An 11689-nucleotide genomic window follows, 5' to 3' on the forward strand; every position below is an offset into this window, starting at 1 on the left:
CGGAGCGTTAGCACCTTCGCGAGCGTGGCCCTCGTGCCTGCCCTCGACGATCAGCCACGCCGAACGCAACAACTGCACCTACTGGCGGGAGCTCTTAGCGAGCCGCTCCACGAGGGCCGGCTCGGCACGTTAATGCGTGCAGCGAAAGCATGCACATCTGCGGGTGCCGCCTGACGGTGCGGGCCCGGCGGAAGCGGTAGCGTGCCGTTGCGTCAGGAAGGCTGTTGGCGGCCGGCTCTTTGCTGACGTGCTTCGGCGTATTCAAGGCAGGGATTGCCAGCACCAAGCGCCCGAAGTACGTCGTCATACCCCGGCGCGAGAGAAGGGTGGCAAGGGTGGCGACCGATACTGGTGCGCTACGTACCGCAAGATGGCCCCTTACCCCGAGCCAGTTGGCCAGGCGAAACAATGACTCGCAGCCGGGAGGAAGCTCAGGCAGAGCGACGTGGGAACGACGACCGGGGCAGTTACCCGATGGTGCGTGGTAATGAAAGCGCAGATCCCCTGCGACAGTTCTTGTCTATGAAGCCTCCTCGAATTCTGGCGCTTCTGCGCTCCCTTTGGTCCAAGAGGCTCGTTTAGTCACATCGAGTCGTTCTGATGCAGGATATGGACGCTCAGCCGTCGAGCAGTTCGGACAGGGGCGCCGTGCTAACATGCAACTGCCCTGTCCTCTGAGGCGAACTGTGGGAATGTAAACATGTCGCGCGCCGCGCCGCCAGTGCACATGTTGGCCGTCAACTTCTTCAGCGCCGCTGATCTCGGCATCTGCATTGACTCTGCCGTTCAGGCAGGAGTAGCAAGCGTCACGATCGTCAGTAATGGCGATTCCGAGAAAGGACATGCAGCCCTCACCAAACACTTGGCCTCGCTCAAAATACCGACGCGCCTCTATCGGGCCGGAAAGAACCTCGGATTCGGTGCAGCTGCGAACCGCGCCTTTGCGCTGGCCGATCCGCCGGACAGAGACTTCGTGTGGCTCCTGAATCCAGACGTCGTTGTCGCTCCAGACTCGCTACAGCGACTGGTCACCGCTACGCTCGACAAAGGTGCAAGTCTGGCGTCCCCTATGATCGAACACGGAATGGGGTCTTCTCGACGCCCTTGGTTCGCAGGGGGATTTGTCGACGTGCGACGCGGAGCCACGGTTCACCTGACTGCAATCGAAGCGGGCGGCACATCCGGGCGGCCGCCTAACTCACGCACGCCGTTCATTACAGGTGCCGCTCCTCTCGTTCGATCCTCCGCCTGGCGTGAGCTCGGGGGATTTCGCGAAGACCTATTCCTGTACTGGGAGGACGCCGAACTGTCGATGCGCGCCCATGCGATTGGAATGGGAATAACGACCGTCAATGGGTCAACGGTGTGGCACCGCGTGGGGGGAAGTCACGCTGGAAGAGGAAGGTCGCCCCTCTACTATCATTACATGCAGCGCAACAGGCTGCGTGTCTGTTCCAGCAGGCCGAGGGACCTGATAGGCCTCTTGTGCGGTCCTGGACTTCAAGAGACGGTAAGGTATCTCTGGCGTCCGATCCGGCACGAGCCCGAGGAGCGCGTCGTCAAGTTTTTTGCGTCGTTTGGAGGACTTATGAGAGGTATCCTCGACGTTTGCAGATCACGCCATGAAGCAAGATAAAGCTTCAGCGTTTCGGTCAGACGACTACCTCGCGTTCGCCGCGACGACCCTCATAGGGTTTCGGTATCAGCTGCAACCTGGGCTAACGACCGATATCGTCGCCACCGTCTTAACACTTCCGCTCTGGATCTCCGTCGTCGCGGCATATAAGCACATACGACCGCTCATCGCGACCGGCGTCATTATGGTGCTCGCGTCGTTGCTTCTCTCGTGGGACACTGCCGCCTCGCAACCGGTATCGTGGGAGACCGCATCTGGCGTTGTCAGATTCGCGGTTTTCACCATCATGTCTTTGGGGCCTCTGTGCTGGGCTAGGACCCGCATTGGCGTAGTCGGCATAGCGCTGGCTTACTCTGCAGGAGCGATGCTCCGGGGGCTTCTCAGCTCGGCAGTGGACATCGGGCTTCTCTGGAAATATGGCCTCGCTCTTCCCGTTGCGTACCTTCTTCTGGCCGTGCTAGTCGCGACCAGAGCCCGCATGCGAACCTGCATGACGACCTTCTGCATGCTCGCTTTGGTCGGAGTTCTGAATGATTACAGGAGCTATACAGGGATATGCTTGCTTACAGCACTCCTGCTGGTTGTTCATCGTCGACAGCCGCTTCATTCAAGGGCACTGCATAAACCGCTGAGAACAGCGGCCCTCATTACCGCGCTAGCGGCCTCCGTTTACTATCTCTTCAGTGCGGCCGCGGTGGGTGGTCTCCTTGGGTCCGATATCCAGGCGGTGTCGAAGAGCCAGGCAGGGGGCGACTCGATAGCCCTAATCCTGGGGGGGCGGCCGGAATGGGCGGCTACCTTGTCTCTGATGATGAACAATCCGACCGGATATGGCGCTGGAGCGGTTCCTACGTCGATTGACCTTGCATGGGCGAAAGAAGGACTATCTTCTACGACTTTGGGGATAGGGGGCAACTATGTGAACGATTACATGTTCGGTGGGGCGTTCAAGTTACACTCTCTTATCGCCGACTTCTGGGTGAACTTCGGCCTTCCGGGTTTGGCGTGGACGCTGGCACTCGCGGCCTTCTTCGTGATGCGGCTAACTAGGGCGCCCGGAGATCCCGCTCGGCGGGCCATGGTCTCCTTCGCGTCGATCGCGGGTATTTGGTTCCTGCTTTTCGGTCCCATCCTGAGCAATCTTCCGGACGTGATCTTTCTGGTGGCTTTGGTCGCAGAGGGTGCTAAATCTCAAGTCCAAGCAGTGCCAACGAGTTCGACGAACCGCGGAGAAAGTGCACAACATGACCTCGCATGACACCGGAGTCATCTCCTGGCTAGGTTTGCGCCTCCAGCCTCTTTCGTTAAGAAGCGCAACAAACTCCATATTTAATTGCGAGTCGGCTCGCGCCTACCACCTGTGCAACGCGTGGACCGTGGTACTTGCGCAGAGTGACGCCGCCTTGATGGAGAGTCTGAGGTCGCCGCGAGCGCTCAACTTGGTCGACGGAACCTCCTTGCGTATAGCCATGCTTCTCGAGGGGAAAAGAGGCGTCCCCGTCAGCCGGGGGCCTTCGCTATTCCGCCTGGCATTAGAGGAAGGCGCGGCGCATGGTAAGAAGCAAATCTTGCTCGGGGGTAGCTCTGACTTCGACTCCCAGATGCGTGCTACCCTCAGCGAGCGCAACGTGCCGACGCATAACCTTCGTGTCATCGACCCAGGATATCAACGCATCACACCAGCGTGGCTTGAGGCGATATTGACGACAGTGCGCCAATATGGTGACAGCGACGTAATCTGGGTGGGCCTTGGGACGCCGAAACAGGACATTGTCGCCGACTACATAACGAAGCACCTAGGGGTCACCACTGTTGCCGTCGGAGCCGCCTTCGACTTCTATGCGGGATCAGTGCGTGAGGCGCCCCAGTGGTTGCATCATTCGGGGTTCGAATGGGTGTACCGACTTCTCAAGGAGCCTAGGCGGCTTTGGCGGCGATACGCCCTGGGAAACCTGGCATTCGCGCGACTGATCCTACGGAGTCACTTAAGGGCGCGTCTGGTTCGGAGGAAGCCGTGAGGGTCAACACATCGGATCGCAAGAGAGTCCTCGCTTGGCCAGCCAGACGAAACCGAGCGGAGAACCCGTACAACTATCTCTTGTCGCAGGCCTTGGCTGCGATTGACGTACGGGTTGACGAATTCGAGCCGGCGAGGGCAATACTGGGCAAGTTCGACGTCCTCCATATCCATTGGCCGGAAGCACTGATAAAAAACGTAGGCCCTGGCCTCGCGGGACTGCGATTGTTCGGGCTGTCGCTGATTCTATTGTGGGTCCGCTTCCTAAGGCGGAAGCCAATCGTCTGGACGGTGCACAACGTCGCACCCCACGGCCACCAAAGGCGGGGACTGATATTTCTTCTGCGACTGCTCTTGCTCGTCGTCGTCGATCGGACGATCTATCTAGACCGCAGTACTTCATTGACGCTCGCGGCTGAATCCGCGCGTCTTGCGAAGAAGCCGTCTACCGTAATCCCGCACGGCCTTTACACGGTGCCGCCTCCGGACGAGCACTTCCAACATTCCCTAGCGCTGAAACTAGACACGGCAAGCGATGTGACGGTATTCGGGCTGGTTGGTTCTCTGGAGCGCTATAAGGGGGTCTCCGAGCTGATCGGGGCCTTTATGGATTGCGAGGACAGGAGCCTGCGACTGCTCCTGGTGGGGGCATGTCGTGACGCTTCGCTCCGGGCTGAGGTAGAAGAAGCGCAGGCCAAAGATGATCGAGTGCGCGTTCGGTTGGGATGGCTGAGCGAAAAGGAAATGGTTGCAGCTATAGGTGTGTCGGACTGGATCGTGGTCCCGTTCAGGAATGTTACGAATAGCGGCTCGATAATTATGGCCTTGCAAGTCGGCCGACCCGTAATTGTTCCGGCTCTGGGCAGTCTGCCGTCGTTGGCGGACGAAGTCGGCTCCGAGTGGATGATGTGCTATCCATCTGGCCGCCTCCGAGGAGCACTCGCAGAGGCGAGGGGCCGACCCAAGCCAGCGACCGCTCCGAGGCTCGCGGCGCGGGACTGGCATAGCATCGCGGTCGCCACAAGAGCGGTGTACGAGCTGGCGATTGGATCGTAGGTGGGAAACTCTAAGAGGGTCGGTAAGTACGCTTGGAAACAGGGTGTCGAAGCCCTGATCGCGGACCTGATCGCGATTCTTCCTTCGCATATCATGCGGCTGGCCCTGTATCGACACGTGATGGGAATGCGCCTGGGCAGTGGTGTAACGATATACCGGGGAGCCAAGATTCGATACGGCCGAGGTATAACCATCGGCGACGGGACAACCGTGGGGGAGCATGCGCGACTCGACGGCCGGTCCGGACTGGTCATCGGTCGGCAGGTGAATTTGAGTAGCGAGGTCGCAATCTGGACACTGCAGCACGATGCCCAATCGACCTCTTTTGCGACGACGGGTGGGCAAGTGACCGTCGGGGATTACGCGTGGCTGAGTGCTAGATCTACGGTTCTTCCGCGTGTATCGATCGGTCGCGGCGCCGTGGTAGCGGCCCATGCCGTCGTAACGGCGGACGTAGCGGAGTTCGCGATTGTGGGTGGGGTGCCCGCGAAGATGATTGGGGTACGCAATACCGATCTGTCCTACTCCCTCGACTACCGCATCCCGTTCATGTGAAGACGCAATGGTCCGGAAACCGAGCCGACCGTTCTCTCGCTCCTTATAGGGGAGTCTTGTTGGCGGTGCTGGCGAGGGGTGGAGCACTACCAATAGGCGCAGTGTTCACCATCCTTACGAGCCGGACAATCGCCGAACACTACGGGGCCACTGCCTTCGCGTTCTTCGCTCTGCTGACCTCCTTCGTGGGGCTCCTCGCGTTCTCGGATCTAGGTCTTGGAGCAGCGGTCGCAAACGCGGCTGCGGAGGCGGAAGCGCGAGAGGAGCTCAGGACGGCGTTCCTGATCACCATAAGACGCGTGTTCCGCTACCTCCTGCTGTCGATGTCGCTCATCCTCTGCGCGGTCTGCTTGATTAGCCTATCCGGTGCATGGGGCGCCCTGCTGGGCGAATTCAAGACCTTTGAGGGAGGCGCCCTCGCCGCGGCTTGGTCGCTCGCGATATTCGGAGCGTCGATTCCCCTTGGTATGGGGCAGAGGATCCTGGTGGGCTTTCACAAGACCTGGATGTTCTCGCTCGTGGGGGCGCTAACGCCGCCCTTGGCATTCTTCGGCGTCACGGTAATCGCAGCCACGGGAGGGCCGCCGTCTGTGTTGCCGATTGCTTTCTACCTGGCGTATGCGCTGACCAGCGGTCTATCGTTATGGTTAGCCCTCCGTGTATCAGGGGCAACCGTCAGGGATATTAGCAATGCGGTGAGCGCGGACAGTGTCAAGGTCTGGAATACGGCGGCACCGATGGCGGTAATTGTGGTCGCAGCCCCCATAGCCATGCAATCGGATAGAGTAATACTCGGCCACCTCTCACCGACCGGCGTAGCGGGCTATTCACTCGCCGCGCAACTGTTCAGCCCTATTGGTTCCATGATAAGTGTTGCGGGGTTGGCGCTTTGGCCTGTCTTCGCGCGAAGGCGCGTAAGCTCGATATCGCTTCGAGGGGAATCGCCGTTGAAGGCGTCGGCGTTCTTCTCATTAGTTGCCGCCGCATGCGCAGGGGTGGCCATAGCATTGACGCCGGTCTATGCCGAGTTTGCCTCGGCAGGCGCCATAGAAATACCACTCGTCACCGCCGTGGCCTTCGGGCTTCTCGTGGTCGTGCAAGCGTTCAATGCACCCATTGGCACTTACCTGACGGATGGCCCGGGTCTCAAGGCCCAAGCGATGATGGTTTCCATCGGCCTTATAGTCAAGCTCGCCGGGTCTCTCACCCTTGCAGGACTTCCGGGTGGCGCTGGTCCAGTGCTCGCGTCAACTGGTGCGGTCTTGATGTGTCAGGTGGTTCCCGGGTGGTGGCTCGTGAGAAGGCGTGAGGCGACGGAAGCCGCTGCGGTTTGCCGATAGTGCGAGACGGACGGCTCACAAGACGGGCTCAAGCTTAAGGACTCACTCAACTGGTCGACTCGGCTCCTTGATGCAATTCTCCCACGGCGCGCCGATACCAGGTATCGATGACCTCAGGGAAGCGGTGGCTCGACCATACTGCGGGTGCCTGGCCGCCGCCACCTGCAATCCGTTGTGCTAGACGGCTTGCGAGAGAATGGACCGGACGACTCGCGACAATCCCCAAGCCACCAGTAATCGTTGGCGGGCCACCTTGATCAAGGGCGACGACAGGTACGCCGACCATCACTGCCTCTGCAAGCGCCCAGCCAGCTGAGTCTCGGAAGCTCGGGAAGGCGAAGAGGCTGATAGTTTCGAGCCAGGTCAAAACCTCATTGTGCGGTAAGCGCCCCAGGAAGGTCACTCGTTCAGCCACGCCAAGCGCTGCTGCTCTGTCTCGAAGCCACTGCTCGTCTGGTCCGTCGCCGACCAGCTCGAGCGTCCATGCCCGGAGACTGGGCTCCGCTAGGGCATCGAGCAGCAAGCCCAGGCCCTTCAGCCTCAGCAGGTGGCCGGCGTAACCGATGGTCTTGAGCCGTGCTGACTCGGGGTTCCGCTTGACATGGGATGACAGGGCAACGTTGGGGTGGACAACGACTCGATTGGTCTTTCGTCGGATCAGCGCCGCCGCGTCGGCGTTCTGCGCCACGACCAGCCCTGCGTGTTGAGCCACACCTCGGGCAAGGAGCCGACGTGCGACTCCCGTTCCTACGACTCTCGTGACCTCTCGAGCCGTCCCCCGAATGCCCAAGAAGCGGGCGAACACCAGCGTAGTGCGGCAGTAGCCGCCGACGGGTCCCCAGACGTACGGCACACCCTTGAGGGCTGTCACCGCGGTGCACGACGAGTCGCTCGCATACGTCGTGTGATGGGCGACATCAAATCCGATTCGGGCGTGCAGCCGGCGAACAGTTCGGCGTGCGGACAGGTGCCAGACAACAGAGTGGGCTCTCCGGGCGGCCGGGACTCGGGCCCACCGTGGCGACAGCCTAGGTCCAGAAGGCACTACGCGTAGGCCCGGCGCTACGTCCGGCGCAGCGGCGATCGCGGACACGTTGCCAGGCTGGGTTACAAGCCAAACGTCGTGCCTCGCAGCAGCAGATTGCGCGAGGATCCACCCAGCCCCAGGCTCTGACCCGCTGCCAGGTCGACAAGCGTAGGCTACCTGCAAGACTCTCATGCATGGCTCCAAACTTGGCGCTTCGTTCGTCGTACAACGGGCCCCCGTTGACTAAGTGTTCGGCACGGTCCGTGTGGGTGTCGCCGCCGTGTCACGACCTACCGCTTCAGTTGCCGGTGAGCCATGGTTCGGAGCGCGATGCTAGCCGAGACTAGACCGTGGGGAGAAATGAGCCGTCGCCATTTGCCAATCCGACAGGTCGACTCCCAGAGTCGGATGAGGGTTCGCGGTCGACGCCCTCAATCTTCGGCTTGTAGGCTGACGGGAGCGGTGTCGCCTTCGGTCGCAGCATGACGGCACGCTTCAAGCGTTATTCTCCTCCAGAGTTAGGACTCGCGACGTGAACCTGAAGCGTGTCCTCATGGTGCACTCAGGGTATCGGCAAGTAGGCGGGGAGTCCTTCAGCGTCGAGGCTGAGGTTGTTGGACTTCGCAAGCTTGGACTGGAGGTCGAACTGCATCAGGTCGACGCTCCCGACCGTGCAACCCTCGGCCACTTGGCGCAGTCAATGACGTATTCCCCCGAGGCAACGACTCGGCTGTTGGAAAAAGTCGACCAGTTCGCGCCCCAAGTGGTGCATGTCCAAAACACGTTCCCCTGGTTGGGGAACGCGCCGTTTGTCGCAGCCCGAAGGCGCCGGGTTCCCGTGGTTCAATCCCTTCGAAACTATCGTCGGTCTTGCGTCAGCGCAAACCACTTTCGTGATGCCCTCCCGTGCTACGACTGTTCGCAGGCTTTCTCGGCTTGGCGGGGGGTTGTACGCGGTTGCTATAGAGGAAGCCCCGTCCAGAGCCTGGGTGTTGCGGTTCAGGACGGAGTGCTCAGAGGTGCTCAGAAACTCGGCGTAGCGCGGGCTGCAGCTGTGTACATATGCCTTAGCGACGCTATGAGGCCCATAGTCGAACCGACTCTTCCTCAAGGAAGTTGTCTCGTCGTAAAGTACAACACGTTGACAGACGTAGCGAGCACCGCAGGGCCGGGTGGGGATGAGCTCGTCTTCGTTGGTCGGCTCGCGCCGGAGAAGGGAATACAGCTTCTCGTTGATGCTTGGCTATCGAGCGCGAGTCGACCACCCCTCAAGATAATCGGAGACGGACCACTCGAGGGTTATGTGCGAGGCTTCGCCGAGAAGCACGAGTCGGTCTCCTATCTGGGGCGAAGATCCAACGCGCAAACACTCGATACCGTCGGGCGAGCCCGGGCGCTCCTAGCTCTGCCGACCTGGGATGAGCCTTTCGGCAGGACGGTCATGGAAAGTTTGGCCGTGGGCACTCCCGTCTTAGGGACGAACCGCGGGGCTGTGCCGGAGCTCGTTGGGCAGGCAGGTTGGATCGTGGAGCCAGACGTCCAGTCCCTCAGTCAGCAGATATCGACGCTGGCGGACCCGCGGACGGGAGTCGGTCTTCGTGGAGTAGCGCGGGACCGCTTCGAGTCGGAATTCGCGCCGGACGTCCTTAGTCGACAGTTGGCCGAAATCTACGAGTTGGCGATCTCCCGATCTTGGGACGGGGCCGCGGCCTAGGCATACGCCTCGGCCGACTGGCTCGCGTCCGCTGCGGTCGGTGCTCTCCTTCAGCAGTCGAGCGACATCGATGCCGATCCTCAACCGACTGACATACCGGTGCTCGAGACGTTGCCACCTACGTCTCGGTCTTCCCGGGAATCCTCCTGGTTGAACCTCGCTCAGGTACCCTTAGGCCGTGCGCGAGATGTGGACTGTCTAGTGTCGACGTTGTTGAGGTGCCGTGAGATCCTGAAGCAATTTGCTCAAGACCTCCTCCTGAACGTGCTGGCCCCCTCGCACTTCATTCCCCGACAAGCCCGGTGGCGAGTGCTGCGCTGGATGGGAATGAACGTGGAACGCAGCACGATCTCGGCTCGCGGCTTCTACGGCGGCACGTCGATTACGGTCGGTCGGGATACATACGTCAATTCCGATGTATTTATGGACGCTACCGCTCCTATTGTCATCGAGGAGCGATGTAACATTGCTATGGGCGTCATAATCGTGACCAGCACGCATCAGCAAGGCCCGCGCGAACGGCGTGGTGGCTCTACAGTCGGCAAACCCGTTGTCATCGGGTCTGGTTCTTGGATCGGGGCTCGCGCCACCATCCTTCCGGGCATCACAGTTGGTGCTGGATGCATTATAGGCGCTGGCTCCCTCGTCGTGGCTGACTGCGAGGCAGACCACGTCTACGTCGGGGTGCCGGCTCGACCCATCCGGCGAATTGAGGACTCGGCTTCCAGCGCCGGTTGAGACACTCGCCCGGCGCGACGCTTGGTGCCCCGCGATAGCGATGGTCGTCGAAGCGGTGCGGCGCTCGCGCCGGTGTGTGGGTGGAGCCCGCCGGGCGTAGTTGGTAATCGCTTCCAGGCACGTCTGGCTTCGCGCTGCTCATTCTGGCGGCTGACCCCTGTTGTGGTCCCAGGTAACAGTCGGGGCTACGGGAGCGGGTAGTCGGCTAGCGGGACGGGGCAGCGTGGAACTTTAGGACCTACTAGCTGCTGCGCGTAGGGTGGTGGTTACCTTCCGCTGGCCCGGCTTTGGCAATTCGAAAGGGCTTGGCTTGAACCGACTGCAGGTACCGCGCTGCACCGGGGAGATTCTGCTGTTTGTGTCGATGACTGAGCTGAGTCGCAGGCGACCTCGGATGCATCTCAGTGCAGTCAAGTTTCTCAGCAGCGGGTTGCATCATATCCGCGACTCGTTATTGTTGAGGTCTGTCCGCCAGGGTCACCGACCAGTTGAACCTCCCAGACTCCCGATGAGCTTGCCCGGAAAATCCCTGGGGACCCGATCGCCGACACAAACATTCCTGGAAGTGCTCGTCACCGACACCTCGCCCGAACGCGCCCAGTAGATCGCGCGAGCCGTAGGCGTCGCGTTCCCTGTCTTGATCAACGAGTGGACCGCTGCAAGAGTACGCCGACTCCGAGGTGGTGACCTGGCAGAACGCCAGCGGTTTATGCCGTTTCCCGCTTCGCCCCTGCGATCCGGAAAAATCATCCACACTACGAACGCGATCGAGTCGCTGTGCCAGCTCCGGGGGATTATCGAGGACTGGGTTGTCTCGCCCCGGGTCTGATGGAGGCTCTCAATCCGCTGGAGGATGAGAGTCATGGCGGCACCGAGGAAGTACCCCGATGAGCTGCGGGAGCGGGCGACCCGGATGGCGGTCGAGGCCCGCCCGGATTTTCGTCACCCGCCCGGGAGCCCTGGCCCGGATCGGCAAGCAGTTGGGCATCAACCCCGAAACGCTGCGCAACTGGGCGCCCTAGGCCGAGGTCGACGCCGGGGCGCGGCCGGGGACGACCACTGCGGAGGCGACCCGGATCGCCGAGCTGGAACGGGAGAATCGACAGCTGCGCCGGGCGAACGCGATTCAAATGCATCGGCCTTCTTTGCGGCGGAGCCCGACCGCCCCTCCCGCCGACCATCAAGTACGTCGACGAGCACAAGGACGAGTTCGGGCTCGAGACACCCGATCCGCGTAAGAGGTCAAGTGTCGGCCCACTTGTTGGCTACGCGGCGGCGGCTGATGACGCGGGAAAGGCCTTGCTCTCGCAGTACTTCTGGCGCTGCTGCGGGCAGTGATGCAGCTGGCCGAGGAAACGGTTGAACAGGTTGCGCAGCGCGGCGTTGTGTCGGTCTCCGGTGGCTCGCCTTCGGTCGTAGCGCGCGCGGACGGAAGCTGACTTAGCCCGGATACACCGCCTGACGTGGTGAGCAGCGGCGTGCCCTGAAGATCAAATGCCCTCCGACCAGGGACGATGCGATTGCTGAGGTCGCACGTTCCACGAGTCGAGAGGGCATCTGACGGATGCGAGCATCGCACGATCTGTCCCGGGTGCGGGTGAGGTTC

The 11689-nt window shown here is 61.2% G+C and carries 9 protein-coding genes; 8 read left to right on the forward strand and 1 reads right to left on the reverse strand.

What is annotated here, in order from left to right:
- Window positions 1-727: 727 nt before the first annotated feature.
- From CHB94_RS26890 to CHB94_RS23665, 6 genes are read left to right on the forward strand one after another with little or no spacing between them, the layout of a single operon-like run.
- The gene (locus CHB94_RS26890) at window positions 728-1636 is read left to right on the forward strand and encodes a glycosyltransferase (RefSeq protein WP_176445725.1); all 909 of its coding nucleotides are present in this window, start codon (window positions 728-730) and stop codon (window positions 1634-1636) included.
- Window positions 1623-2894, forward strand: a complete 1272-nt coding sequence (locus CHB94_RS24795) for a hypothetical protein (protein WP_141137636.1) — start codon at window positions 1623-1625, stop codon at window positions 2892-2894. The genes CHB94_RS26890 and CHB94_RS24795 overlap by 14 nt, the downstream gene beginning before the upstream one ends.
- The gene (locus tag CHB94_RS26895) at window positions 2881-3654 is read left to right on the forward strand and encodes a WecB/TagA/CpsF family glycosyltransferase (RefSeq protein WP_141137637.1); all 774 of its coding nucleotides are present in this window, start codon (window positions 2881-2883) and stop codon (window positions 3652-3654) included. The genes CHB94_RS24795 and CHB94_RS26895 overlap by 14 nt, the downstream gene beginning before the upstream one ends.
- Window positions 3651-4709 (forward strand): glycosyltransferase, encoded by a 1059-nt coding sequence (locus CHB94_RS23655; protein WP_176445727.1) that lies wholly within the window; start codon window positions 3651-3653, stop codon window positions 4707-4709. Before CHB94_RS26895 ends, CHB94_RS23655 begins: the two co-directional genes overlap by 4 nt.
- Entirely contained in the window at window positions 4710-5264 is a 555-nt protein-coding gene (locus tag CHB94_RS23660; RefSeq protein ID WP_217899488.1) for an acyltransferase, read from the forward strand.
- 59 nt (window positions 5265-5323) lie between these two features.
- On the forward strand, window positions 5324-6604 hold the full coding sequence (locus tag CHB94_RS23665; RefSeq protein WP_141137638.1) for an oligosaccharide flippase family protein: 1281 nt from the start codon (window positions 5324-5326) through the stop codon (window positions 6602-6604).
- A 46-nt stretch (window positions 6605-6650) separates the two neighbouring features.
- On the opposite strand, the gene CHB94_RS25495 is transcribed toward CHB94_RS23665, so the two are convergent.
- Window positions 6651-7292 (reverse strand): glycosyltransferase, encoded by a 642-nt coding sequence (locus CHB94_RS25495; protein WP_176445728.1) that lies wholly within the window; start codon window positions 7290-7292, stop codon window positions 6651-6653.
- An 892-nt stretch (window positions 7293-8184) separates the two neighbouring features.
- On the opposite strand from CHB94_RS25495, the gene CHB94_RS26900 reads away from it, so the two are divergent.
- Both CHB94_RS26900 and CHB94_RS26905 read left to right on the forward strand, forming a co-directional pair.
- On the forward strand, window positions 8185-9345 hold the full coding sequence (locus CHB94_RS26900; protein ID WP_368073878.1) for a glycosyltransferase: 1161 nt from the start codon (window positions 8185-8187) through the stop codon (window positions 9343-9345).
- A gap of 471 nt (window positions 9346-9816) precedes the next feature.
- Window positions 9817-10083, forward strand: a complete 267-nt coding sequence (locus tag CHB94_RS26905; RefSeq protein ID WP_368073879.1) for a DapH/DapD/GlmU-related protein — start codon at window positions 9817-9819, stop codon at window positions 10081-10083.
- Window positions 10084-11689: the final 1606 nt, after the last annotated feature.

This window comes from Blastococcus mobilis (assembly GCF_900188025.1).
Lineage (GTDB): Bacteria > Actinomycetota > Actinomycetes > Mycobacteriales > Geodermatophilaceae > Blastococcus_B > Blastococcus_B mobilis.

Bases quoted from the DNA above. Each gene is read 5' to 3' on its own strand.
- CHB94_RS24795 (WP_141137636.1), top strand. From the start codon at position 1,623: ATGAAGCAAGATAAAGCTTCAGCGTTTCGGTCAGACGACTACCTCGCG.
- CHB94_RS26890 (WP_176445725.1), top strand. From the start codon at position 728: ATGTTGGCCGTCAACTTCTTCAGCGCCGCTGATCTCGGCATCTGCATT.
- CHB94_RS26900 (WP_368073878.1), top strand. From the start codon at position 8,185: ATGGTGCACTCAGGGTATCGGCAAGTAGGCGGGGAGTCCTTCAGCGTC.
- CHB94_RS26895 (WP_141137637.1), top strand. From the start codon at position 2,881: ATGACCTCGCATGACACCGGAGTCATCTCCTGGCTAGGTTTGCGCCTC.
- CHB94_RS26905 (WP_368073879.1), top strand. From the start codon at position 9,817: ATGGGCGTCATAATCGTGACCAGCACGCATCAGCAAGGCCCGCGCGAA.